Source organism: Myxococcus stipitatus DSM 14675, from assembly GCF_000331735.1.
Taxonomy (GTDB): domain Bacteria; phylum Myxococcota; class Myxococcia; order Myxococcales; family Myxococcaceae; genus Myxococcus; species Myxococcus stipitatus.
The window spans coordinates 9,530,542-9,554,544 of record NC_020126.1; the positions used below are offsets into that span (position 1 = coordinate 9,530,542).

Annotated in this window: 18 protein-coding genes; 6 read left to right on the forward strand and 12 right to left on the reverse strand. The window is 70.2% G+C overall.

The window, feature by feature from the left end; genetic code table 11:
* Window positions 1–32 precede the first annotated feature (32 nt).
* From MYSTI_RS36940 to MYSTI_RS36955, 4 genes are all read right to left on the reverse strand, one after another.
* Complete coding sequence (locus tag MYSTI_RS36940) at window positions 33–1,133, reverse strand: outer membrane protein (RefSeq protein WP_015352965.1); 1,101 nt, start codon at window positions 1,131–1,133, stop codon at window positions 33–35.
* A 152-nt stretch (window positions 1,134–1,285) separates the two neighbouring features.
* Window positions 1,286–3,181, reverse strand: coding sequence for an NAD(+) synthase (nadE, locus tag MYSTI_RS36945; protein ID WP_015352966.1), 1,896 nt, complete (start codon window positions 3,179–3,181; stop codon window positions 1,286–1,288).
* A gap of 136 nt (window positions 3,182–3,317) precedes the next feature.
* Entirely contained in the window at window positions 3,318–3,977 is a 660-nt protein-coding gene (locus MYSTI_RS36950; protein ID WP_015352967.1) for an LON peptidase substrate-binding domain-containing protein, read from the reverse strand.
* A 106-nt stretch (window positions 3,978–4,083) separates the two neighbouring features.
* A complete protein-coding gene (locus MYSTI_RS36955) occupies window positions 4,084–4,743 on the reverse strand; it encodes a TetR/AcrR family transcriptional regulator (protein WP_044282557.1) in 660 nt (219 codons plus the stop codon).
* A gap of 73 nt (window positions 4,744–4,816) precedes the next feature.
* Between MYSTI_RS36955 and MYSTI_RS44035 the strand changes: the two genes are divergently transcribed.
* Window positions 4,817–6,841 carry a serine hydrolase gene (locus tag MYSTI_RS44035; RefSeq protein WP_015352969.1) on the forward strand — a complete coding sequence of 675 codons (2,025 nt, stop codon included), beginning with the start codon at window positions 4,817–4,819 and terminating at the stop codon, window positions 6,839–6,841.
* Here MYSTI_RS44035 and MYSTI_RS36965 read toward each other — a convergent pair.
* Window positions 6,780–7,808, reverse strand: coding sequence for an AraC family transcriptional regulator (locus MYSTI_RS36965; RefSeq protein WP_015352970.1), 1,029 nt, complete (start codon window positions 7,806–7,808; stop codon window positions 6,780–6,782). The two genes, MYSTI_RS44035 and MYSTI_RS36965, sit on opposite strands and share 62 nt — an antisense overlap.
* A gap of 98 nt (window positions 7,809–7,906) precedes the next feature.
* Between MYSTI_RS36965 and MYSTI_RS36970 the strand changes: the two genes are divergently transcribed.
* On the forward strand, window positions 7,907–8,890 hold the full coding sequence (locus tag MYSTI_RS36970) for a quinone oxidoreductase family protein (RefSeq protein WP_015352971.1): 984 nt from the start codon (window positions 7,907–7,909) through the stop codon (window positions 8,888–8,890).
* 21 nt (window positions 8,891–8,911) lie between these two features.
* Here the strand turns inward: MYSTI_RS36970 and espC are convergent, their stop codons facing one another.
* Complete coding sequence (espC, locus tag MYSTI_RS36975) at window positions 8,912–11,383, reverse strand: serine histidine kinase EspC (RefSeq protein WP_015352972.1); 2,472 nt, start codon at window positions 11,381–11,383, stop codon at window positions 8,912–8,914.
* A 189-nt stretch (window positions 11,384–11,572) separates the two neighbouring features.
* On the opposite strand from espC, the gene MYSTI_RS36980 reads away from it, so the two are divergent.
* Window positions 11,573–11,794: a DUF5683 domain-containing protein gene (locus tag MYSTI_RS36980; RefSeq protein ID WP_015352973.1), complete on the forward strand. Its 222-nt coding sequence runs from the start codon at window positions 11,573–11,575 to the stop codon at window positions 11,792–11,794.
* Between the two features lie 73 nt (window positions 11,795–11,867).
* On the opposite strand, the gene MYSTI_RS44040 is transcribed toward MYSTI_RS36980, so the two are convergent.
* The 6 genes from MYSTI_RS44040 to MYSTI_RS37010 form a co-directional block, all read right to left on the reverse strand.
* Window positions 11,868–12,665 (reverse strand): hypothetical protein, encoded by a 798-nt coding sequence (locus tag MYSTI_RS44040; protein ID WP_015352974.1) that lies wholly within the window; start codon window positions 12,663–12,665, stop codon window positions 11,868–11,870.
* A gap of 83 nt (window positions 12,666–12,748) precedes the next feature.
* The gene (locus MYSTI_RS36990) at window positions 12,749–13,372 is read right to left on the reverse strand and encodes a putative glycolipid-binding domain-containing protein (RefSeq protein WP_015352975.1); all 624 of its coding nucleotides are present in this window, start codon (window positions 13,370–13,372) and stop codon (window positions 12,749–12,751) included.
* 101 nt (window positions 13,373–13,473) lie between these two features.
* Window positions 13,474–14,133 (reverse strand): HAD family hydrolase, encoded by a 660-nt coding sequence (locus MYSTI_RS36995; RefSeq protein WP_015352976.1) that lies wholly within the window; start codon window positions 14,131–14,133, stop codon window positions 13,474–13,476.
* Window positions 14,134–14,217: 84 nt separating this feature from the next.
* On the reverse strand, window positions 14,218–14,802 hold the full coding sequence (locus MYSTI_RS37000; RefSeq protein WP_015352977.1) for an ExbD/TolR family protein: 585 nt from the start codon (window positions 14,800–14,802) through the stop codon (window positions 14,218–14,220).
* Window positions 14,803–14,826: 24 nt separating this feature from the next.
* Window positions 14,827–15,315: an ExbD/TolR family protein gene (locus MYSTI_RS37005; protein WP_015352978.1), complete on the reverse strand. Its 489-nt coding sequence runs from the start codon at window positions 15,313–15,315 to the stop codon at window positions 14,827–14,829.
* Between the two features lie 97 nt (window positions 15,316–15,412).
* The gene (locus tag MYSTI_RS37010; protein WP_015352979.1) at window positions 15,413–16,153 is read right to left on the reverse strand and encodes a MotA/TolQ/ExbB proton channel family protein; all 741 of its coding nucleotides are present in this window, start codon (window positions 16,151–16,153) and stop codon (window positions 15,413–15,415) included.
* Window positions 16,154–16,478: 325 nt separating this feature from the next.
* On the opposite strand from MYSTI_RS37010, the gene MYSTI_RS37015 reads away from it, so the two are divergent.
* From MYSTI_RS37015 to MYSTI_RS37025, 3 genes are all read left to right on the forward strand, one after another.
* Complete coding sequence (locus MYSTI_RS37015; RefSeq protein WP_015352980.1) at window positions 16,479–17,369, forward strand: GspE/PulE/PilB domain-containing protein; 891 nt, start codon at window positions 16,479–16,481, stop codon at window positions 17,367–17,369.
* A gap of 189 nt (window positions 17,370–17,558) precedes the next feature.
* On the forward strand, window positions 17,559–18,665 hold the full coding sequence (locus tag MYSTI_RS37020) for a bifunctional methionine sulfoxide reductase B/A protein (RefSeq protein WP_015352981.1): 1,107 nt from the start codon (window positions 17,559–17,561) through the stop codon (window positions 18,663–18,665).
* 96 nt (window positions 18,666–18,761) lie between these two features.
* The gene (locus MYSTI_RS37025; protein ID WP_015352982.1) at window positions 18,762–23,987 is read left to right on the forward strand and encodes a hypothetical protein; all 5,226 of its coding nucleotides are present in this window, start codon (window positions 18,762–18,764) and stop codon (window positions 23,985–23,987) included.
* Window positions 23,988–24,003: the final 16 nt, after the last annotated feature.

Here is a 24,003-nt window from a genome sequence, read left to right on the forward strand (position 1 = left end):
AAGCCCGCCTCGAGGTCAGCACCCCGGGGGCGTCAGAACGTACCACCCACGCTGATGGTGCCCTGGTAGCTGCCGCCGCCCGACAGGTCCTGCGCGCCCGGCTCCAGGCCCGGGGCGAAGTCCTTGTCGAACATGAAGTTGTAGTTGGCGCGAGCATCCACCAGGAAGTGCCCCACGTGGCCGCGCAACCCCACACCCGCGGGCACCGTGCCGATGGTGTCATCCTTGTAGCCCAGCGACTCGCCATGGCGGAAGTTGAGGTGGCTCAAGCCGATGCCGCCCAGCAGATACGGCTGCCACGCGGACGGCGTCACCCCCACCGTCAGCACCGCCGTACCACCGTTGCGGATGAGGTCCGGGCTGTCACCGCCCACTGGGCCGCGCTTGCTGTCGATGTTGTTGAGCGCGCCGGAGTACCCCACCTCCACGCCCACCTGCTTCAGGGGCTTGAAGCCCGCCGTCACACCCGCCGTCGGGCCCGGGTCCAGCTGAGGTGCCAGCGCGCCGGTGTAACCCTCCACACCACCGCCCACGGACACACTCACGCCCGAGATCTTGTTCTTGTCCTTCTTCTCCACCTCCACCGGCTCCAGGTCATCCGTCGTGGGGCGGTAGTCCGCCGTCGGCGCGCTGAGGCCGCTGCCACCCACCGCGTCCTGGGACGGGGCGGGATAGGACTCAGGCTGCGACTGCACCGGAGGCGCGGCCTCCGGTCGGGGCTGCGGAGACGAAGGCGTCAGGGACTGCGACTGCGAGCCCATGTCGCCCGAGCCGCTGCCGCCCGTGCCGGACTGGTCCGTCGGCTCGCACTTCAGCGGCACGTTCATGAACAGCTGACCCTTGGGCGTCACGCCCTGGTCGGAGCTGTCATCGGAGATGCCGCTGCCTCCCGTTCCAGGCTGCTGATTGCTCGAGTCCGAGGTGTCCGGAACCGGCTCGGTCTCGATGATGAGGTCCTCCTGCTGAATGGAGTCGACTCCCTGCGAAGGGTCGTCCTGGGCCTGCGCCAGCAACACGCCGTGGCCCTGCTCCGTCAGGCTCGCCCGGGGCGTCGGGCAGTCACCATCCGCCGCCACAGCCGAGGTCCCGTACATCAACGCCCCAATAGCGCCCGCCAGTATCTTCACTTTCATTCGACCCTCCATCGTCGAGTGGCTGACATGAAGGTTGTTTGCGAAAACACATCCGGCAAGACGCACCACGAGGCTGCTCCACCTCGCGTGGCCGTCCTCTCAGCAGACGGCCAGGCGTGGTGTCTGGGCTACAAGACTTGCGTGAGAGGACGTCAGGCTTTGTCGCGCATCCACTCGGAGCCGGTGACGACGGGCAGCTGGAGCGCGCGCTCCCGGTCCAGGTCCAGGTTGCCGATGTGCAGCGACAAGGGCGACTGCACCCACTTGTAGATGGACTGGGTGAAGAGGCGCACGAACTTGTCCACGTAGCCGCCGAGCCTTGTGGCCTCCACCTCCGGGAACATGGAGACGAGCGCCTTGAGCATCTCCGCGGGCGTGAGCTTCTCGCCCGCATACAGGTAGAAGCACGCGTCCAGGATGGGGAAGGGCATCAGCTCCTCCTCGCCCACCTGGTTGTGCGCCAGCTCCGGCCCCGCGGGCTTGGCCAGCACCTTGCGGATGCCCTCGTAGCCCGTCACCTCCTGGAGGTAGTCCAGGAGGTACACCACCACCGTCTTGGGCACGTTGGCGATGACGGCCAGCGCGCCCATCAGGTCGCCGCCGATGGTGGTGTAGCCCACCGACTTCTCGCTCATGTTGCCCGTCTGGAGGAACAGGCCGCCGCAGGAGTTGCTCCAGTTCCACATGCGCTGGGCGCGCAGGCGGGCCTGGATGTTCTGCTCGGTGATGGGCGTGACGCTCGCGCCGCCCAGCATCTGCTGCGCCACGGCGCGCTCGCGCTCGAAGGCCTCGTCGATGGAGACAATCTGGAAGGGCACGCCCAGCTCGCGCGCAATCGTCTCCGCCGCGTCGCGCGTGGAGTCGCTGGAGTAGCGGCTGGGCATGTAGAACGCCTGGATGAGCGAGCCCGGGTTCTCCGGCCGCACGCGCCGCGCGTACCGGTGCGCGATGAGCAGCGTCAGGAGCGAGTCGCGGCCTCCGGAGAGCGCGATGCCCAGGAGCTTGAAGGCGCGCGTCTTCTCGAAGTAGTCGCCCACGCCCAGCGCGAGCGCGTCCAGGATGTCCTCGCACAGCGCCTCGCGCGCGGAGCGCTGCTGGGACTGCGCGGGCAGGAAGAAGCTGCGGTGGGCGGGCACGGGGTACGCGAGCGTGTCGCGGCGGGTGCGCACCACCTGGGTGCAGTCCAGCACCGACGGGCCCTTGCCCGCCGAGGCCACCCACGCCTCGCGGTCCAGCCGCCACGTGGTGGCTTCACCGCGCAGGCGCAGCGTGCGGTCCAGGTCCACCACTCCCGCCGCGTAGCCTTCCCGGAAGCGCGGTGCCTCGAGGAGCTGGCGGCCGTTCTGGTTGAGGTAGCCACCGCCGTCGAAGATGAGGCCGTCGTTGGCGCCCACCGCGTTGGCGTAGGCGATGGTGCATTGGTGGTCCGACGCGCGCGTGGCGATGAGCTCGCGCCGCGTGTCCACCACGCCCAGCCGGAAGGGCGAGGCGGAGATGTTCACCACCAGCTCCGCGCCCGAGTACGCGCGCCGGCGCATGGGGCCGTCCGCGCTCCAGATGTCCTCGCAGACCTCCGGCGCCAGCACGCCGAAGTCGAACTGGAAGAGGTAGTCGCCCAGCGGCACGCCGCGGTGGACCTCCGCCATGCCGGGCTGGCCCCGGCCGAACGTGCGCGCCTCGTAGAAGACGTTGTACGTGGGCAGCTTCTCCTTCGGCACCAGCCCCAGCACGCGGCCACCGGCCACCACCGCCGCGCAGTTGAGGCGCTGACCTTGGAGGGCCACGCCCACGCCCACGATGAAGACGGTGGGCAGCGCGGCCGTCTCCTGCGCGAAGCGCTCCAGCTCCGGCCACTGCCGGTCGATGAAGCCCTGCCACTGCACCATGTCCTCGGCCGGGTAGCCCGCGAGCAGCTGCTCCTGGAAGACGCCCACCGTGACGCCGTCCTCGGCCATCCGCTTCGCCAGGACCAGGGCCCGGTCCACGTTGCGGACGAAGGCGCCCACGGTGGTGTTCACACTGGCGATGCCGACTTTCACGAGCCGCATGGTTGCTTCGCTCCCCTTTCGTTCCGGCGTGGGAATCCCATCGTCGCCGGACGGGCCGCAGCAGGCCGCGACACCCTGGGCCCAGCAATGCCTGGAGCGACGCGCAAGGCAAGCCCCGAGACAGGGCCCCGCCGCGTCAGTTCAGCGGGCCCGAGGGCCGGACGGGCTGCAGCCGGGCGATGAGCTCGCCCACGTCTTCCAGCACCGCTTCCAACCGACGCTTCACGTCGAGTTCGGCCAGGAGCTCCTGCCGACGCTCCGCCTCTGGAATCACCGCGGCGGCCACCACGTCCGCCAGCACCCCGCCCGTCGCACGCGCCGACACCGGCAGGAGGTTCTCCGCGAAGTTGGGAGGCACGCGCCCGGCCAGCTCGAAGACGGCCTGCCGCAGCCGCTCCTCTTCCGGCCCGTGGTAGGGCAGGTCCGTCAGCACCTTCGCCTGCACTTCCCGGTAGGTCTTGTCGGTCGCCAGCTCGGAGACCATCTCGATGCGGGTGACGCCCTGGAGGAGGATGTTGTAGCGGCCGTCCTCCACCTGCTCATCCCAGACGATGACGCCCGCGCACATCAGGGGCACCATGGGCGGACGCCCGTCGTAGCTCCCCTCCCACCCCTCCTCCAGTTGGGCCAGCGCCACCACCCGGTCTCCCGCGAGCGCGTCACGCACCATGGCGCGGTAGCGCGGCTCGAAGATGTGCAGCGGGATGATGGAGTGGGGAAAGAGCACCGCCGAGGGCAGCGGAAACACCTTCAGCGCGCTCAGGGCGGCGCGCTCGACGCGTTCTTGGGCGGTCATCTCAGGCATCCTTACCTGTGTTGATAAGGCTCTTGGACGCCCACCGCACCGCAATCGGTCCAAGGACGCAACCCGTGGGATTCCCTGGGACTTTCCCGAAAGCCCCTCACGACGACTCCTTCGCGCGCGGGCGGGCGTCCCCTCCGTCCCAGGCTCGCATCGCCAGCTCCGCCAGGGCGAGCAGGTCGTCCTCGGTGGCACCGTCCGCCGCCTGCACCGACATCCCCTGCAGCAAGGTACCGAAGTAGCGGGCCAGCACCCCCGGGTCGGTTCCCGCGGACAGCTCCCCGTCCTTCACGGCCTGGACCAGGCGCTCCCGGAAGAGCGCCACCGAGGACAGGCGGAGGCTGGTGACGAACTCCGCCACGGGCCGGTGAGTCTCCGCGCACCGCAGCACGGCCGTCGAGACCATGCACCCGGGGGGATGCTTGCGGCGCGTGAAGTTCCGGGCCGCCTCGCGCAGCACCCGCGCGAAGGCCGCGCGGGCGGTGGGCTCCTCCTTCAGCGCGAGAAAGGTGCCGGCGCCTGGGCCCTCCCGGTAGTGCGCCAGCACCCGCCGGTACAGCCCTTCCTTGGAGTCGAAGGCCGCGTAGAGGCTGGTCGCCGTCAATCCCGTCGCCCCGGTGAGGTCCGCCACCGTCGCGCCCTCGTAGCCCAGGCGCCAGAACACCTCCAGGGCCTGGTCCAGCACCTTCGCCTCATCGAACTCCCGAGGCCGACCTCGAGGCCGCCGAGAGGGAGAAAGGGGGGGTGACGCTTTTTTCATGACGCTCTCGTGAAACCCGGAGGCGGTCTCCGCATTTAAGTAACAACCGATACATAAAAGGACTTCGGCCCCCATGCATTCTGCCATCGCCGCCCTCGCCGCCGCTGCAACCCTGAGTGCCGCCCCCGCTGTTCCCGCCCGGTCCCCGTCCAACCCGCGGGCCCCGCAGGCCACCGCCAGTCCCGACACGCAGGCCATCACCGCGAAGATGGACGCGGTCATCGACAAGGCCCTTCAAGAGCAGCGCATCGTCGGCACCGTCGTCGTCGTCGTGAAGGACGGGCAGGTCATCTACCGGCGCGCCGCGGGCTACTCGGACCGCGAGGCCCGCACGCCCATGCGTGAGGACGCGGTCTTCCGGCTGGCCTCCATGACCAAGCCGCTGGTCTCCACCACGGCGCTGGCGCTGGTGGACCAGGGCAAGCTGTCGCTGGAGGACCCCGTCACCCGGTACTTGCCGACCTTCCGTCCCAGGCTCGCGGATGGACGCGAGCCCATCATCACCGTGCGCCACCTCCTGACGCACTCCTCCGGCCTGATGTACGGCTTCCAGCACGCGCCGGGAGAGGGTTATCCGAAGGCGGGCATCTCCGACGGGCTCGACAATCCGCAGGGGCTCACGCTGGAGGAGAACCTGCGTCGGCTCTCGTCGGTGCCGCTCGCGTTCGAGCCGGGCGCCCGGTGGCACTACTCGCTCTCCACGGACGTGCTGGGCGCGGTGGTCGCTCGCGCGGGAGGCGCGGCGCTGCCCCAGGTGGTCGAGAAGCTGGTGACCCAGCCCTTGAAGATGAAGGACACGGGCTTCAGCGTGAAGGATGCGTCGCGGCTCGCCGTGCCCTACTCGGATGGCAAGCCCGCCCCGGTGCGCATGGGACAGGCGCACGGCGTCCCCTTCGGTGAAGGCGTGGTCCAGTTCGCGCCGGACCGGGTGCTGAACCCGAGCGCGTTCCCCTCCGGAGGCGCGGGCATGGTGGGGACGGCGGATGACTTCGCGCGCTTCCTGGAGGCGCTGCGGCAAGGCGGCGCGCCCGTGTTGAAGAAGAGCACCGCCCAGCAGCTCGGCGTGGTGCAGCGCGGGCCGGAGGCCCAGACGCAGGGCCCGGGTTGGGGCTGGGGCTTGCTGTCGGCGGTGCTCGTCGACCCGGCGCCGACGCACAGCCCCCAGTCCGCGGGCACGTGGCAGTGGGGCGGCGCCTACGGCCACAACTGGTTCGTGGACGCGAAGAAGAACCTCACCGTGGTGGCGATGACCAACACCGCCTTCGAGGGAATGAATGGCCCCTTCACGTTCGAGGTGCGCGACGCGGCCTACGCGTCGGAGGCCCCGGTGACGGGCGTGAAGCTGCACCCGCTCGACTGCGGCTCCGCCGAGTTCAAGGACCTGAGCCCGTTCACGGACACGGGCGAGCTCGACGGCGAGTCCGGCACGCTCTCCGCTCCGTGCTTCCTCATCCGCCACCCGCGCGGCAACCTGCTGTGGGACGCGGGCCTGGGTGACCACCTGGCCCAGGAGCCCAACGGCCATGAGCAGCGCCCCGGCGTCCGCTTCGTGGTGAAGAAGACGCTGGCCTCGCAGCTCGAGCAGCTGGGGCTGAAGGCCTCCGACGTCCAGTTCGTGGCCTTCTCGCACCTGCACGTCGACCACACCGGCAACGCCCGCAACTTCCAGTCCTCGACGTGGCTGGTCCACCGTGACGAGTGGAACTGGTCCCTGCAGAAGCCCACGCCGCCCGGAGTCGACGCGAGCGCGCTCGCGGGTCATCCGAAGCAGAAGACGGTGCTGCTCAACGCGGACCACGACGTGTTCGGCGATGGCTCCGTGCGCATCCTGAAGACGCCGGGCCACACGCCAGGGCACCAGGTCCTCCTGGTGCGGCTGCCGAAGACGGGCAACGTCATGCTGTCCGGCGACTTGTTCCACACGCGGGAGAACTTCGAGAAGGGCCTGATGCCGTCCTTCAACTTCAACCGCGCGGACACGCTCGCGTCCATCGACCGCGTCTACAAGATGCTGAAGAACACGAACGGGCAGATCATCATCCAGCACGACGCGAAGGAGATGGCGAAGCTGCCGGCGTTCCCCCAGGCGATGGAGTAGCCGCCGAGGAGCGCCTGAACGCCCCGGGCGTCATGCCCACCCAGCGACGGAAAGCCTTTCCAAAAGCGCTCTCCGTCTCGTAGCCCACGGCGCGCGCCACTTCCGCCACGGAGGTGTCGCGCGCCCGCATCAGCGTCATGGCCCGGTGCATCCTCCACCGGCCCACGTAGACGAGGGGCGGCTCTCCCACGAGCTGCTTGAAGCGCTCCGCGAACACCGAGCGGGACATGCTCGCGGCGCGCGCCAGTCCCTCCAGCGTCCACGGCGCCTCCGGCTTCTCGTGGACCCGCTGGAGCACCGCGCCGATGCGCGGGTCCACCAGGGCGCGCAGCCAGCCGTTGTCCTTGGACGAGGACTCCAGGTGCGCACGCAACGCCTGGACGAAGAGGACGTCCGCGAGCCGACTGACGACCGTATCGTAACCCGGTTGCTGGGCCTCGATTTCGGAGGCCACGAAGCGCAGCGTCGGCTCCAGCCAGCGCGAGGACGCGGGGTCATCCGCCTTCACGTGCATCAGCGTCGGCAGGTGCCGCACCAGCGGGCTCAGCGTCTCCCCCTCGAAGGTGAAGGAGCCGCACAGCACCGTCACCGCCTCGCCGTCTCCCCCGTAGTGCAGCACCCCGCCACACCGCACCGGCTGGCGAGTCGCGTAGATGGCCTCCACGGGCAACACGCGCGAGCCGCGCCGGTCCTTCAGCGTGAACCGGGCCCCCGCGGGGAGGAAGACGAAGTCGCCTCCCGTCAGCGACAGCTCCTTGTCTCCCGCGGACAGCACGCAGTTGCCGCGCAGCACCGCGTAGAAGACAGGGAAGGGAGCACGCTCGATGCGCATGCCCCACGGCGCGGTCAGCTCATAGCGAGCGTGCACGCGGCTGCGCAGGTGGATGCCCTGGAGCACGTCCGCGAGGACATCGAGCCCCGGCTTCGCTCCGGACGCTTGGACGAGAGAATCGGACTTCTGGCGCATGTTCGTCCTTTCCCCCAGGACTATAGGTCCATCCACGCGCCGGGAGTGGCCGCGCGAGCCTCCTCGCCCCACGGCCCGTCGTCCGGAGATGCCTGGTCATGAAAGCCATTCGCCTGCACCAGTTCGGTGGTCCCGAGGAGCTGCGCCTCGACGACGTCCCCATGCCCCAGCCCGGTGAGGGCGAGGTGCGCCTCCGCGTGCATGCCTCCGGGCTCAACTTCACGGACCTGGCGCTGCGAGAAGGACGCCTGCCCGGTGCGCCGCCCAGGCCCTTCATCCCCGGCATGGAGGCCGCGGGTGTCGTGGACGCGGTGGGCCCGTCCGTCGAGGGACTCGCGCCCGGCACCCGTGTCGTCGCCATCCTTCCGGCACAAGGCGCCTTCGCCACCCACGCCGTGGCCCCGGCCGCCACCACGCTGCGCATCCCCGACGCCGTGTCCTTCGAGCAGGCCGTCTGCCTCCCCGCCCAGGCCCCCACCGCGCTCCTGGGACTGCGCGAAGGCGCGCGGCTGCGCGAAGGGGAGTCCGTCTACATCCCCTCCGCGGCGGGAGGCGTGGGCAGCCTGCTCGTGCAGGTGGCGAAGCGGATGGGAGCCTCGCGAATCATCGGCGGGGTGAGCCGTGAGGCCAAGCGCGCGCTGGTGTCGCGACTGGGCGCGGATGCCACCGTGGACACGTCCCGCCCGGACTGGCCCGAGCAGGTCCGCGAGGCCACGCGAGGACTGGGCGCGGACGTCGTCTTCGTCGCGGGAGGGGGCGACCTTCCGGGGCAGAGCCTGCGCGCCCTCGCCTTCCGGGGACGGCTGGTGCTCTATGGCGCGGAGAGCATGTTCGGCACGCAGTGGAGCATCGAGCAGATGGCGGGGGTGATGGCCCAGAACCAGAGCATCACGGGCTTCGCCACCTTCACGCTGCCCTTCGAGCCCCGACACGCCGCGCTCCGCGAGGCCCTCTCCCTGGTCGAGCGCGGTGAGCTCCAGCCCGTCATCGGGCAGACCTTCCCGCTCGAGGCCGTCGCGCGAGCGCACCAGGCCCTGGCCGAGCGGAGCACCACGGGCAAGGTCGTCATCCGCGTCGAGTAGGCCGGAGACACCTTCACGGCCTCAGTGGCGCGCACCGCCGGCGCGGGCCACCGAGTCCTCGTCGTCCTTGCCCTGGGCCGCCAGCGCATCCAGCGCGGCGTCCACGGAGGCCATCAGCACCTCGGGCCGGACGGGCTTCTCCAACACCAGGTTGGGCACCGTCTCGATGAAGGTCCGCGTCTCGGGGGTGTAGGCGCCGCCGGAGATGAACACCATCCGCCGCGTCAGCTCCGGCGCCATCACGCCCAGGCGGCGGTAGAGCGCGGCGCCGTCCATCTCCGGCATCTGCAGGTCACACAGGATGACGTCGAAGCGATGGCCCGCGGTCACCAGCGCCAGGGCCTCGCCCCCGCGCAGCGTGGTGACGACGTCGTGATAGGGCTCCAGCAACAAGCGCATGGACTGCGCCAGCCGAGGCTCGTCGTCCACCACCAGCACGCGGCCTCGTCGCACCGTCGCGGGCATGGGCGGCTTGGCGCGTGCGACGGGGCGAGACACCACCTCCGCCTGCATCGGCGCCGCCGGGAGCAGCATGGTGAAGACGGAGCCCTTCCCGACCTCGCTGCTCACCTTCAGCTCGCCGCCGTGGTTGCGGACGATCTGCTGGCAGATGGCCAGCCCCAGCCCGGTGCCTTCGCCGGTGGGCTTGGTGGTGAAGAAGGGCTCGAAGATGCGGGACATCACCTGCGCGGAGATGCCCACGCCCGTGTCCACCACGTCCACCCGGGCCCGGCCGGAGGCGTCCGTGCTGGTGCGCACGCGCACCTCGTGCAGGCTCGGGTTGCCCTCGGGCACGGCCTGCATCGCATTCACGAGCAGGTTGAGCAGCACCTGTCCCAGCCGCGCCTCGCTGCCCAGCACGCGAGGGACGGGGCCGAACTCCTCGACGAGCCGCGCGCGGTGGCGCAGGGCGTGGCTGATGATGCGCACCGCCGGCGGCACCAGCGCGTTGAGGTCCACCAGCGTCCGCTCCTGGTCTCCCTGACGGCTGAAGACCTGGAGGTCTCGGACGATGAGCCGGATGCGCTCGGCGCCCTCCAGCGCGCCCCGCACGCCGGCCTGTGCATCCCGTGCCCCGAGCAGCCCGCCCTCCGTCAGCGCTCGCGCGGCGGACTCCAGGTTCAACACCAGGTAGGCCAGCGGGTTGTTGATTTCATGCCCCACGCCGGCCGCGAGGGTCCCCACCGCGGCGACCCGCTCCGCGGCCACGAGACGCGCCTGGAGCTCCCGCGTCGCGGTGATGTCGCGATGGGTGGCCACGAAGTGCGTCACGTCGCGGCCCGTGGCGCGCACGGGGGACAGCAGCACCTCCGTGGACACCAGGTGGCCGTCCTTGCGCGGCAGCGACACCTCCACGCAGAGCGACTCGCCCGCGAGCACGGAGTCCGTCACGCGCTGACGCAGCTTGGAGTCCTGCTCGCCGTAGAGGTGACACGGGTCCAGCTCCAGCAGCTCCTCGCGAGGACGCCCCAGCAGCAGGCTGAGCGCGTCGTTGGCGAACACGGTGTGCAGCTTGCCGGGGCTCACCACCTCCGCGATGAAGACGCCCTCGTGGACGCCTCGCACCGTGGTGGCGAGGAGCTGGAGCCGCTCCACCGCGCGCCGCCGCTCCTCCGTCGCCGCCGCGAGCAGCTGGCCCGTCACGGCGTTGACGACGATGAAGAGCTGGAGCACCAGCAGGTCCTGCGCCACGTTGCCCGAGGAGAAGGGCCCCTGCCCGTTCACCGTGCCGAAGATGGCGACGGCGGAGATGACCAGCGTCGCCGCCGCCGCGCCCCGAGGCCCGAAGCGCAGCGCGGCCATCGCCGACATGGGGAAGAGCAGGAAGCTGGCCCCGTACGCGAGTCCCGGCTGCAAGGCGCGGAACAGGAAGACCCCCGCGCCCAGCACGGTGGTCAGCGACGCCAGCGCGACGGCCTCGCCCAGCCGCTGCGGCCAGGACGGGCGGCTGAGCACCAGCAGCGGCGGCGCCACCACGAGCACGCCCGTCAGGTCTCCCACCCACCACACCCAGACGGCGTGGCCCATCACCTCGGAGGGCAGCGTGCCGCCGAGCCAGAGGAACAGCGGCCCCACCAGCGAGCTCACGCCGGTGCACACCATGCCCGCGCCCAGGCACAGCACGACGACGTCGCGGATGCGCGACAGGTCCGTGCCCATGCGCATGCGCCGCGACAGCCACGCCCCCAGCACGCTGGCCAGCGTGTTGCCCGCGGCCACGCCGAGCGCGGTGGGCAACGTCACACCGGTGGACGAGGTCGCCAGCAAGGCGCCCAGGAAGACGCCGGGCCACAGCGCGGGGCCTCGCAACAGGAGCGCGGCCAGGGCGACGCCGGTGGGCGGCCATACAGGGGTGACGTTTCCCGCGACAGTGGCCAGGGAGAGTCCCAGCCGGGCGACCGCGAGATACACGCCGGCCACCAACAGCATCTCCAAGAGATGCCGCCCGCGAAGCGCGCGCGCGCAGGCTCGAATCAGCCCGTGGATGACCATCCCCCCGATAAGTCCGTCCGCCGACCCGACGGGCTCACAAAAGTGGATGCATCGTAGCGGGCCGGGCCCGGTATTGCACCCTCCCCTCGTCTCGTGGGGCAACCAAGCGTCCAGGAACCAATAGGCTTCCCAGCGAATGCAATCGTGTGGCGGGGGCTTCGTAGAACACGGCAAGGAGGTACCACGACGATGTCGCGTTCCGGTGTCGCAGCCCTGCTGTCATTCCTGATTCCTGGTGTGGGGCAGATCTATAACGGGGACATCCTGCGCGGGCTGTTCTGGCTCATCATCACGCCCGGCTTCTGGGTGGGAACCGGCGGATGCCTCGGCTGGGTGTGCCACATCATCGCCGCCGCCACCGCGTACAACCGCGCGGAGGACAAGGAGAAATACCGCGTCACCGTCATCTAGCGTCGCCGCGGCTCGAGGTGGCGCGCGGGCCGGCTTCGGGGGAGGCCGGCCCGTGTTTTTTTCAGCCTCTCATTCAGCGTGAGAACCCCAGGATGAACGCGGGAAGGGCGGCCACGAGCAGCCCCGCGCCCAGCACGAGCACCTGCTGCACGAAGAACAAGTCCTCCAGCCGCTCCACCAGCACCATCTCCAGTCGCTCCACCGCGAGATTCTCCAGCTCATGCACCGCCGTCGGGACATCCGGCGCCGTGAGCACCGCCCGCAGGGCGATGGCCCCCAGGACGCGGCGGGACTGCTCCATGAGGAAGCGCTCCAGCTGCGAGGAGGGAGGCCGGGCCTGGGAGGGGTCGCCCAGCCGCTCCGCCACGGACTCCTCGACGGCGAGGAGCAGCTCCTTGCGCTCCAGCTTCCCCGCGCCTCGGAGGCGCTGGGCGACCTGGAGGGCCGCGGGCTTGAGGATGGCGTAGGCGTGGGCCATCCAGCGCCGCTCCTGCGCCTCCTGGGCGAGCCGCGAGGCGACCGCATGGAGCATCAGGACCCACGCGCCCGCCAACGCCAGGGAGAGCGGCGAGAGCACCAGGCTCAACACCTCCAACCACGTCGGCGTCGCGGCCCACTCGAGGTGACGCGGGATGGCGACGAAGGCCGCCGCCAGCGCCAGCCCCCCGAAGCCGAAGAGGATGAAGCCCTTCAGCGCGCCCCAGAGGCAGGAGCCCAGGAGCGAGGGGACCGTGCGCAGCAGCACCTTCAGGCCCGCCTTCGCCACGTGTTTCATCTTCCGCGCGGGAACCCGCGGCACCGCCGAGACACCCGGCGGCGTTGAATCCACGACCGGCGCGAGGGGCTCGGCTTGTTTCTCGGATGCACTCACGTCGGACGCTCCAGGGGCCAGGCGGCTTCCAGGTCCCGCTCCGCCGCCGAGGCCGTGCCCACCATCGTAGGAGTCACACGCCCTCAGCGAAAGCCACCCCCGGTGTCGGGGACCGCCTCCGCGACGCGCTCCCATGCGGGCGGATATCGCGTCACGAGCCCCAGCGCATCGGTCTCCACCTCCGCGACGAAGCTCCCTCCCGTGCTCTCGTAGCGATAGCGCGTGGACGCCAGGCGGGTGTAGCGCTGCGGCAGCGGGGCCAGCGAGAGGTCCGGCATCCGCACCCACGCGGCCGTCACCTCCTGGGCCTGCCCCACCTCCAGCGCCAGCCGTCGGATGGGCAGCGTGTTCGTCGACGGAGTGAAGGCCAGGTCCACGTCGGTGCAGCCGCGGAACTGGGGAACCTCTTCGTCTCCCCGCCACCAGCGCCGCCGCGCATCCGCGCGAAGGACCAGGGACTGGGAGACTCCACCTCTGTGCAGGAGGATGCGCGCCTCTCGCGTCAGCCACCGCGCGTCTGTCTCCACGGCGTACTCCGCGAGGCAAGGCACCCCCTCCTCCGCGAGCACCACGCTGCCCGCCAGCCCCCAGCCCTCGTCGAGCTCCCACAGCTCGCAGTACTCGCTGCCCGACACGTCCTGTCGGGTCCATTGCCAGGCACGGAGACAGCGGCGGGTACGGCTCGAATCGAAGCGCGGAGGGTGCATGGGGGCTCACTCGGGAGGAGCCCACCGTAGACCTCACGAGCGCCAGCGGAACAACCCCCGGCGCACTCGATGTTCATGAGCGCACCGTGACGAGACAGCGCTCACGGCCGCGCGGAGCGCAGCGCCGCCAGCAGCTCCTCCGCCGTCGTCGCCACCGCGCGAGCCCCGTTCGCGTGAAGCTCCGCCGCATCCCGGAAGCCCCACGTCACGCCCACGCCGTACATGCCCGCCGCGCGCGCCGTCAGCATGTCCACCGCCGTGTCGCCCACGAAGCCACACGTCACCGGCGCCACACCCAGCTCCGCCGCCATGCCCAGCACCGCCGTCGGGTCCGGCTTGCGAGGCACCCCTGGCCGCTCGCCATACACCACGCGGAAGGGCACGCCCGGCAGCAGCCGCTCCACCAGCTGCTTCACGGGACCATCCGACTTGTTGCTCAGCACCCCCATCACCACCCCCTGCTCCGCGAGCGCGGAGAGCATCCCGAGGATGCCGGGGTAGGCCGCCGTGCGGTCGAAGAGGTGCGCCTCGTAGTGCGGCCGATACGTCTCCAGCACGGCCGCCGCCAGCTCCTCGCGTCCCGCGGGCACCGCCCGGCGAGCCAGCTCCCGCACGCCCTCGCCCACGAAGTGGCGGTAGGCGGACTCCGGATGCGTGGGGAGGCCATGTCGGGCGAGGGAGTGGTTCATCGCGTCCGCGATGTCCCCCAGCGAATCCACCAAGGTCCCATCAAGGTCGAAGAAGACGGCACGAAGCTGCATGGGATGAAGTCTCCAGAAAAAACAAGAACGCCCCGGCCACCAGGGCCAGGGCGTTCAGGGCCTCGCGAGCCCGCTCCACCTTGCTCAGTGAGGAGTCGCCGCCGCCGTGGCGCCGTCTTCACTGCCCGCCGTGGTGAGCACCGCGAAGTTGATGTTGTTGTAGCCCGCCGTGGCGCAGCTGAACATCACGCGCTTGATGATGGCGTACTCCACATCCTTGTGAGCCTGGATGTTGATGTCGCCCTTGAACGTATTGGCGTCATCGTTCGCCATCGCGTGCAGGTCCTCGAACTGCTTCTTCATGTCCCGCAGCTTCTCCTCCAGCGCGGGAATGTTGAGGTACTCGTCCTTGGAGAAGTCCTCCACGCGACCGACGATGGTGCCGGACACGCTGACCTGCTCGCCGGACACCATGACGACCGGGTGCATCTCCACTTCCTGGACGTGGACCGCCTCGGGGAGCTGGATGTCCTTGGTCATCATCAGCACCTCGCCCGTCGCGGAGAAGTTCGCGATGAGGAAGAGCACGATGATGACGAACATGTCGACCAGCGGAGTGATGAGCAGGTCCGCGTAGCCGCTGCGCTTCGCGTGCGCGGCGCCGTGCCCGAACACCCTCGAGTGCTGGAGACGCTTGCCGTACCGCTTGCCTGGAACCTTGATGGCCATGAGAGGTTGTGGCTCCGTGCTCGGCTAGCCCATCGCCGCGGACACCGACACCTGGGGCAACCCGGAGCCGATGCACTCGTCGATGATGCGGACCAGGTCCTCGTAGCGGACCTTGTCCTCGGGCTGAAGGGTGATGGCTGTCTGGTCCGGCAGCTGCGCCTTCAACTCCTTGAAGCGCGCCACCAGCTTGGACAGGTCCGTCTTGCCCTTGCCGTCCTTGGTGAGGGGGATGGGGTCGAACGTGCTCTGGTCCGCGGACAGCCGCAGCTCCGTCGGGGTGATGAGCAGCGTCAACTGCACTGTCTTGGTCTCCGTCGGGGGCGGCTCCTCCTCCGTGGAGGGACCTCCGGCCTGGGACACCTGAAGTCGGCCAATCTGTGTCCAGACGGCCGTCATGATGAGGAAGCTGATGGTCACTGCCATCAGGTCGATGAATGCGGTCAGGTTGATGGCGGCATCGAGCGGCTTCTTGCCACCTTTGCCACCACCACCTGTGTCCATTCCGCCGGCCATGGCGTTCTCCTCCTAAGACTGAACGGGGCGCGCCGTGTTCCCCTCACGGGGACAGGACAGCGCGCCCGGGCTCCGGGTTCCCAGACGGGAGCCCGGCTCAGTCGTCGTGGTGGTCCCGAGCGGAGGGGACGTTCAGGTTCTTGAACTTGTCCTTGTTCGCCACGATGAGGTTCAACACGGAGACGCTGGTCTCGTTGATGTCATTGACCAGCGACTGGGTGCGGCCCATCAGCACGGAGAAGGCGATGAGGCAGGGAATCGCCGTCACCAGCCCGAAGCCCGTGCAGTTCATGGCTTCGGAGATACCGTTGGCGAGAATGGTCGCCTTGTCGGCCGGGTTCACGTTGGCCACGGCCTCGAAGCAGGAAATCAGACCGGACACCGTTCCGAGCAGACCGGCGAGCATCGCCGCGTTGCCGAGCATCGCCAGGTAGCCGCTGCGGGCCTCCAGGCGCGGCGTCTCGCGGAGCGAGGCCTCGTCCAGCGCGGCCTGGACCTCGTCCTGGCCCTTCGGGACGTTCATCAGGCCCGCCTTGATGACGTTCGTCAGCGGCGTGGACTTCTGGCCGGCCACGTAGTTGATGGCCTTGTCCAGGTCGCCCGCGTAGATGTGCTTCTTCAGCCCGCGGAGGAAGGCTTCCTTGTTGATGGAGGCCTTGCCGAACAACACGATGCTGCGCTCCACCATGATGGCCAGCGCAACCACCAGACAGGCCGCGATGGGGTACATACCCCACTGACCGGCCTCCCAACGCCTGGCGACCTCTTCGAAGAAGCCCCGCTCAGGTCCACCCGCGTTGGCGAGCACGGCCAGATTCGTCAAAAACCCCAGGTTCATCGCGTCTTGCCTCCACGGCGGCTCGGCCCGGCGCTTCCGGACCTTCCAGAACCTGTCGCCCCCCCGGGCGTGCGCCCGAGATGAGTGGGCGGCAGGAATGGATGTTGAAAACGGTGTTGCCGACTTTAGGAATGGCTGTCTGGGGTGTCAAGGCAGGGGCCTCGGCGTTAAGTGCTGAAATCTCACAGGAATTTTGCGCTGAAGTGCCCCTTGCCAACTCCACGGACAAGCCGCAATGCGGGTCTTGTAGGGGGCTTCACAAGAAGCGGGGGTTGTGCCAGCGCGGCGCTTCCGAGGGCAGGCGGGCGCGTGTTAATGCCGCGCCATGGCGAGGAAGCGCATTGGCGAGCTGCTGTTGGAGCAGCGGGCGATCAGCGTCGCTCAGCTCGAGGCGGGGCTCGCGGCCCACCGGAAGTCGGGGCAGCGATTGGGGGCGACGCTCATCGCGCAGGGGGCGATCACCGAGGACACCCTCGCGGGCGCGCTGAGCCAGGCGCTCGGGATGCCGCAGGTGGACCTGGCGGCGCTGACGCCGGAGTGGGCCGCGGTGCACATGCTGCGGGCGCGCTTCTGTGAGCAGCACGACTTGTTCCCCATCGCGCTGGAGAGCGTGGGCGGCCGTCGGCAGCTCGTGGTCGCGATGAGTGATCCACTCAACATGCCCGCGGTGGAGGAGATTGAGTTCACCACGGGACTGAAGGTGAGCGTGCGGGTGGCGGCCTTGTCCGCCGTGCGGGGCGCCATCCTGCGCTACTACCACAAGGTCCCCGTGGCGCCGGCGAGCGGCTCGGCCGCGCCGAAGGGTGCGCCCGCCCCCGTGGCCCGAGCGCGTCCCGCACCGGCCGCCCGGCCCCCCGCGGCGACGAAGCCCGCCTCGCCCCAGGCCGATGAGGACGACGAGGAGGTCATCGTCGGCGAGGAGCTGCCGCCCGGCGAGGCGACGCAGCGCACGTCCTTGGCGGAGCTGATCCGCCAGCGCGAGGAGCAGCAGAAGCAGAAGCGGGAGCAGGCCTCGGCGAAGCCCAAGCCGCCCTCGGGGGGTGGTGTGCTCGATGACCTGGACTACCTCTTCGGGCAGGCCCGGGAGGACCCGGACCGCGTGGAGGAGCTGGAGCGCAAGTTCTGGGCGCTGATGCGGATCATGGCGCGCAAGGGGCTGCTGTCGAAGGAGGAGTTCTCGCGCGAGCTGGACGGCGACGGCGAGCCGCAGGGCTGAGCGTTATCCTGGCTGTCCGCCCTCCCCTCCGGACAGCCCGTGGCTGGAACGCTGAAACACACCGGGGCCTGGGCCGTACGAGATGAAGGACGCGCGTCCTCCCAGGCGCGTCCGGAGAGGCTCATGGCCATGTCGTCCGTCGGTTTCGGTTCCCGTTCCTTCCCGTCCCGGGGCCCCTGGAAGCGCCTGATGGTGTCCCTGGTCTTCGCGGCGCTGGCGGCGTGTACCCAGGCGAGCAATGCGGCGGCGCCCGGCAACACCTCGGCGCAGCGGTCCGAGTCCCCCAGCGCGGGGGCGGTGAAGGACTCCCGCCGCTACGAGAAGCCCTCGGACGAGGAGCTGCGCCGCACGCTCTCTCCGCTGGCGTACGACGTGACGCAGAAGGCGGCGACCGAGCCCCCCTTCCGCAACGCCTACTGGAACCACCACGAAGAGGGGCTCTACGTCGACGTCATCACGGGCGAGCCGCTGTTCTCCTCGCGAGACAAGTTCGACTCGAACACGGGCTGGCCCAGCTTCACCCGGCCGGTGGATGCGTCACACGTCGAGGAGAAGCGGGACTCGAGCCTGGGCATGGAGCGTGTCGAGGTCCGCTCGAAGGGCGGCACGCACCTGGGGCACCTGTTCGACGATGGGCCGAAGCCCTTGGGGACGCGCTACTGCATCAACTCCGCGTCACTGCGCTTCGTGCCGGTGGGGGCGCTGGAGAAGGAGGGCTATGGCGCGTGGCTGAAGGCGTTCGGCCGGGAGCCCACGAGCGCGGCCCCCGCGAAGACAGACGTGGGCAAGGCGCTGGCGGCCGCGGGCGTCACCGAGACAGCGCTGCTCGCGGGAGGCTGCTTCTGGGGCATGGAGGACTTGCTGCGCAAGATTCCGGGCGTGCTCCAGACGGACGTCGGCTACACGGGCGGAGGCTTGAAGAGCCCCACGTATCAAGACGTGAGCTCGGGTGAGACAGGGCACGCGGAGTCGGTGCGCGTGGTGTTCGACCCGAAGGTGCTGAGCTTCGAGACGCTGCTGGAGAAGTGGTTCTTCCGCATGCATGACCCGACGACGCTCAACCGGCAGGGCAACGACGTGGGGACGCAGTATCGCTCCGCCATCTTCGTGCAGTCCGACGAGCAGCGCCGAGTGGCCGAGGCGGTGAAGGCTCGAGTGAACGCCTCCGGCAAGTGGAACCGGCCGGTCGTCACCCAGGTGGTCCCAGCAGGCGAGTTCACCCCCGCGGAGGGCTATCACCAGGATTACCTCGTGAAGAATCCCGGCGGATACACCTGCCACTACATGAGGGACTGAGAATCCGGGATGGTTGAAGGACCATGTATCGCGCGCCCCTGGGTTTCACGGGGGCGTGTGTGCATGGGGCGCACCGAGTAACGCTATGCTGCGTGGATGATTTGCCCAGTCTGCGTGCGGCTTCGCGACAAGGCACCGGGGGATGCATGTCTCGAGTGCGGTGCGTCCCTGTTGCCCCTCTCCGAGCCACGTCTCAGTGCCCTCGTCGAAAAGACGCTGCAACGACGCATCGAGGATTGGCGCGACGCCGCGCTGATTGACGAGGCCACGGCGCAGCGGCTCGAAGGGGCCCTGGGCGAGATGAACGTGGAGGCCTCCGTCAGCGCGGAGCAGGCGCCACGGATGGATGCCGCCGCTCGCGCGGAGGAATGGGCGAACGGAGTGGTCGCCTCCGTGGTGCGCGCGGGCTCATGGCGTCCGAGCTGGGGCGCGGCGCTCGCGGCGTCACTCGAAGAGACCGCGAAGGCGGAGCGGGAGCAGGCCGAACGCAGGCGCCGTGCGCCTCCCGTTGAGACCGCCGCGGCCGTGGTCGTCGTCCCCGTGACGCCTGTCGAGCCGAGCCTCCAGCAAGCAAGTGACGAGGCCGCGACCTCGCCGCACTCCGACCAGGACACCGCGAACCTCGCCGACGATTCGAGTGCCCCCCGCACCCGGCGCCAGCGAGGACATGCGCCTGATGACTCATCCGTGAGTGAGGGCCAGGACACCGCGAACCTGGCCGACGATTCGAGTCCCCCTCGTCCCCGGCGCCAGCGGGGGCACGCTTCCGATGACTCGTACGCGAGCGAGGATGACCTCGGCTCGGCGCTGGGCTCGGGACAGGCCCTCTTCGCTCGTGATGCCTCGGGTGCTCTCGGCGGCGGGCTGGAGGCGGTGGTCGCCCTCGACGCGACGTCGTCGAACTCGCCTCGGCTGAACGACTTCATCTGGTGGTTCCTTGGCGCCGTGCTGGTGCTGGGCGGCTCGCTCATGGGCGTCCGCGAGGCGTGGCAGGCCCTGGGCGGAGTGCCGCGTCAGCTCCTCGTGACGGGTGCGCTGTGGGGTTACCACGCGGGCTTCATCGGGCTGGGCGTGTTCCTGTCGCGCCGCTCGCTGCCCGTGGGCCGCGTCCTCTCCGGCATCGGTCTGGCGCTCCTCCCCGTCAGCTTCGTCGCGCTGTCCTCCCTGGTCGCGCTGTCTCCGGGGCTGGGCATCGCCGTCTCGCTTGGCGTGGCCATCGCCGGACTGTTCCCGCTGCGCGCGGCGGGACGGCTGCTGCATGAGACCTCCGTGAAGTCTCTCGCGGTGGCCATGTTCCCGGCCCTGCTCGCCGGGCTCCCGCTGATGGGGCTCGACGAGGCGCCGTGGCTCCGCATGCTGTGCGCCTCCGCGGGCGTGGCCTCCCTGGCCGTCACGCTCTGGCTCTCACGCACGTCGAAGTCCGCGAGCACGATGCTCGTCAGCGCGAGTGCTTCGCTCTACTCGGCGCTCTGGCTCACCGTCTTCAGCGTGGCGAGTGCGCCCTCCGGCTTCGACGCGGTGGAGCCCGGCAGCCCGATGTTCGCGGGCTTGATGCTCTGGGCCCAGGCCCTCGCCGCCGTCATCGCCTTGGCCACGACCACCGACTCCCTCCGGAAGACGCTCCCTCGGATGAGCGCGGTGCTGGAGACCGTGGCGCACGCGGTGCTGGCGAGCGGTGCCATCGCCGGCGCCCTGAGCCTGTTCTCGGTGGAGCCCGGCGAAGACTTCAACGTCGCCGTCGCCTCGGCGCTCACTCCCGTCCTCGCGGCGGTCGTCTTCTTCTGGCTGGAGCCCCGCCGTCTCGCCCTCGCCCATCTCGGCGTCATGGCCACGTTGCTCGCGGGGGTCCTGGTGGCGAACGTCCTCGCCCCCATCGACCCGGGGTGGTGGGTGTTCGGCGGCGCGGTGGCGGCCTCGGGGCTGCTGCTCGCGGCCCGGAGGAGCAACTCCCCGTCCCTGAAGGTCAAGCTGCTCACCTGGGGCATCGTCTCCACGCTGGTCGCGATGCCGCTCGCCGTCAGACTTCCCATCGATGGCTCCTCCTGGCCGCGCATCGCGACGGGGTTGGTCATCGCCCTCACCGCGCACCTCGCGGGAGGCTGGCGCTGGCGGGGGCTGCACTATCTGGGCGGAGTCGCGGCGACCTTCTGCCTGCTGGGCCTGGTCGACCTCCTCCCCATGTTGACGGGGGACTGGGGGACCCTCGCCGTCTTCGCCTTCCTGGGTGGGTTCTACGGCGTCGTCGGGCTCCTCCAAGCAGCCTGGGCACGGCCCTCTTCGCCGCTCACCGCGCTCCTGCCACTGGATGACCTGTCGCTCGGTCTCGCGGCGACGGGTGTCTTCCTCGCGCTCGTCGCGGCCCCAGCCGCGCCGGATGGACTCATCCTGCTCGCGAACCGCGAGCTGCCGCTGCTGCTCAACGCGCTCCCCACGGCGCTGACCACCGTGTGGCTGTTGCTGCGGGCCCGACGCGATGGAAGCCGGGTCGTGGGCTTCTTCGCCGCCACGGGGCTCGCGCTCGCGGTCTCGCAAGCCCTGGGCACGCACGGTGACTTCACGTCCGCGCGGGCCGCGCTCGTCTCGGCCTCCCTGGTCCTCGGCTTCGCGCTCGTCTCCGCGCTGCGCCCTCGCCCGCCCGCCAGCACCGAGCCGACCACCGCCGCTCCCGAGCTTCGGGCCCGCAAGGTGCTCGACCTCTTCCGACTGCCGCTCGGAGAGCACGGACTGCGCCTCTACACGGATGGCTTCGCCGCCGTGGCGTGTGTCCTGGCGCTGGTCGCGACCCTCACCCTGCTCCAGTGGCAGGCCTTCCCCACGGACCTCGAGCGCTCCACGTGCCTGCTCGCGGGAGGACTGCTCACCCTGGCCGCGCTCGTCGCCTTCGTGTCGCGAGGCTTCGTCGCCCTGCGACTCCGAGGTTCCGTGGTGGCGTTCGCGGCCATGGGCGGCTTCATCGCCCTCACCGCCATCGTCAATCGCGCGGGCCGTCCCCTGGCGCCGGACATCGTGGCCCTGCGGCATCCGCTCGTCGGCATCGCGCTGTGGGGCCTCTCACTCGCGCTGGGACGCGTCGGGCCGTGGATCGCGGAGCGGCTCGAGAAGCCCCAGCACGGACGCCTGTACCAGATGGTCCCGCGCTTCGGCGTGGTGGTGCTGGTCTTCGTCCTCTTGAAGAGCGCCTTCCTCGTCGGACTCCCCACGCCCTCGCGCGCGGTGGGCATCATCCCGCCGTTGATGGTGTTGGGCGCGGCGGTGTTGGTGTTGTTGCTCGCGGGCCCGTTCCGCCAGCCGCCCGCCGCGAGCCTCGGCCTGGCGCTGGGTCTCCCCGGTGCCGCGCTGTGGGCGGCGCGCGAATCCCTGCGCGGCCCCTCTCTCGTCTCGCTGTTGCCCCCCAATGACCAGTGGGTGCGCGCTGGCGCGGAGGCCCTGGACTGGCTCAACCCCGAGGCGTGGCTCGCCTCCGGGGACACCCTCTTCCTGCTGTGGCAACGCGCCTTCGCGGGTGTCGCCGCCGCGGGGCTCGTCTACGCCCTGGCCGCGATTCGAGGGGTCCCCGAATCCTTCCGCAACCTCCTGCGCCACTACTCCGTCGTCACCGGGGTGGTGACGTGCCTGGTCGCGCTCTTCCAGCCCGGCCTCATCGCCGCCGCGCTCGTCTGCGCCACGGGCATCGTCCTCTTCCTGGGAGGCGCCCGAGCCCAGGGACGCGGCGTGTTCGGTGTGAGCCTCCTGCTGCTCGTCCACGCGGCGGCGCATCGAGTCCCCGTCTTCGAGAGCTGGCCGGGCCCCGTGCTCGCGCTCGTCGGACTCGCGCTGGTGACGCTGGGCCCGTGGGTCATCCGCAAGCGAGGGCTCTCCGAAGGCGACGCACGCGTGCGGCTCCATCAGACGATGGCCCTCTACCTCATGGCCGCGATGGTCTACGCGCTCGCCGTCGGGCGCGAGACGTCATCCCTGTTCGCCGCGTTCAACCTCGCGGAGCAGTCCTTCCTGGGCCTGGGTGGCACGTGGCTGGTGTCGCCCGCGCTGCCCGTGACGTGGGCGCTCATCGCCGCGTCGCTGCTCGTGGCGGCGTTCCAGTGGAAGGGCGCCCTGGCGGCGTTCCTCTCCGCGCTGGGAACGTGGGTCGCGGGGGCGGCCGTGGCGACCGCGGCCATGGCCTTCTTCACGATTCGCGCGGCCCGGTCCGGCATGTGGCTGGGCTACGGCGAGCTCTTCACCGTCCACGGCGCGGAGCTGGCACTGGCGGCCGCGGGGGCCGCGCTCGTCATCCACTCCGCCCAGCGCTGGCTGCGCGAGCGGCGTGGCGACGTCGCGGGAGGAATGGTCTGGGGCCGAGACATCTGGCTCGTGATGTCCGGGCTGATGCTGACCGTCACCGCCAGCAGCGGAGGGGCGCCCGAGGAGGCCCTGTCGACGGCCATCGCGGCGCTGGGGCTCGCGGTGCTGGTCGCGCTGCACTGCGCCTGGACGGAGCACACGGGGCGGCATGTGTACTTCGTGCAGCTCGCGGTGGTGGGCACCTACGCGCTGGTGCGAAGCCTGTACGCCCCGGGCCTTCGCGCCGAGCACGACGCGCTTTTCGCCCTGGCCCTGGGCTTCGTGCTCGTGGGCGTGACGGTGCAGGCGCGGCGGGCTGGCGTGCGACCGGTGGAGGCCGCGACGCGGCGCTTCGCCGCGCTCCTGCCCATCGGCATGGCCTTCGTCCTCCCGGGCGAGGCGACCCAGGAGGCGGCGTTGCTCGCGGGAGGCTCGGGCCTGCTGTACGCGGCGCTGGGCGCGGTGGAGCGCAGCCGCATGTTCGGCGCCTTCGCGGCGGCGGCGTGCAACTTCGCGCTGCTCATCTCCGCGCTGGCGTTCGGACTGGAGGGACTGGAAATCTACCTGGCGCCGCTGGGGCTGCTGCTCCTGATGCTGGGCCAGCTCTTCACCCAGAGCCTGCCGCACGCCGCGCGCAACACGGTGCGGATTCTCGGCGGCCTGCTCCTCTACGTCCCCGCCGCGGCGAAGCTCGCGATGCGCGTCGGCGAATCGCCTGATGGCATGTACGCGCTCATCTTCGGCGGCGTCTGCCTCTTGGGCGTCGTGGTGGGCATGCTGTTGCAGATTCGCGCCTACCTCGCGCTGGGCACGCTGTTCCTCACGCTGGACGTGGTGGCCAACCTGCTCGGCGCCGGGCTGCGAGACCACCGCATCGGCTTCCTGGTGATGACGCTCACGGGACTCACGCTCATCGGAGGCCGCGTCCTGGCCACGCTGAAGCGCCGCGAATGGGAGCTGCTCGTGCGCAAGGTGCGCGTCGAGCTGCAAGGCTGGGACTGAGCCGGGTCCTCGACAG

Coding starts and splice junctions, on each gene's coding strand:
- MYSTI_RS37005 (WP_015352978.1), bottom strand. CDS start 15,315: ATGGCCGGCGGAATGGACACAGGTGGTGGTGGCAAAGGTGGCAAGAAG.
- MYSTI_RS36990 (WP_015352975.1), bottom strand. CDS start 13,372: ATGCACCCTCCGCGCTTCGATTCGAGCCGTACCCGCCGCTGTCTCCGT.
- MYSTI_RS37020 (WP_015352981.1), top strand. CDS start 17,559: ATGGTGTCCCTGGTCTTCGCGGCGCTGGCGGCGTGTACCCAGGCGAGC.
- MYSTI_RS36980 (WP_015352973.1), top strand. CDS start 11,573: ATGTCGCGTTCCGGTGTCGCAGCCCTGCTGTCATTCCTGATTCCTGGT.
- MYSTI_RS36965 (WP_015352970.1), bottom strand. CDS start 7,808: ATGCGCCAGAAGTCCGATTCTCTCGTCCAAGCGTCCGGAGCGAAGCCG.
- MYSTI_RS36955 (WP_044282557.1), bottom strand. CDS start 4,743: ATGAAAAAAGCGTCACCCCCCCTTTCTCCCTCTCGGCGGCCTCGAGGT.
- MYSTI_RS36940 (WP_015352965.1), bottom strand. CDS start 1,133: ATGAAAGTGAAGATACTGGCGGGCGCTATTGGGGCGTTGATGTACGGG.
- espC (WP_015352972.1), bottom strand. CDS start 11,383: ATGGTCATCCACGGGCTGATTCGAGCCTGCGCGCGCGCGCTTCGCGGG.
- MYSTI_RS37015 (WP_015352980.1), top strand. CDS start 16,479: ATGGCGAGGAAGCGCATTGGCGAGCTGCTGTTGGAGCAGCGGGCGATC.
- MYSTI_RS37000 (WP_015352977.1), bottom strand. CDS start 14,802: ATGGCCATCAAGGTTCCAGGCAAGCGGTACGGCAAGCGTCTCCAGCAC.
- MYSTI_RS37010 (WP_015352979.1), bottom strand. CDS start 16,153: ATGAACCTGGGGTTTTTGACGAATCTGGCCGTGCTCGCCAACGCGGGT.
- nadE (WP_015352966.1), bottom strand. CDS start 3,181: ATGCGGCTCGTGAAAGTCGGCATCGCCAGTGTGAACACCACCGTGGGC.
- MYSTI_RS36970 (WP_015352971.1), top strand. CDS start 7,907: ATGAAAGCCATTCGCCTGCACCAGTTCGGTGGTCCCGAGGAGCTGCGC.
- MYSTI_RS44035 (WP_015352969.1), top strand. CDS start 4,817: ATGCATTCTGCCATCGCCGCCCTCGCCGCCGCTGCAACCCTGAGTGCC.
- MYSTI_RS36995 (WP_015352976.1), bottom strand. CDS start 14,133: ATGCAGCTTCGTGCCGTCTTCTTCGACCTTGATGGGACCTTGGTGGAT.
- MYSTI_RS36950 (WP_015352967.1), bottom strand. CDS start 3,977: ATGACCGCCCAAGAACGCGTCGAGCGCGCCGCCCTGAGCGCGCTGAAG.
- MYSTI_RS37025 (WP_015352982.1), top strand. CDS start 18,762: ATGATTTGCCCAGTCTGCGTGCGGCTTCGCGACAAGGCACCGGGGGAT.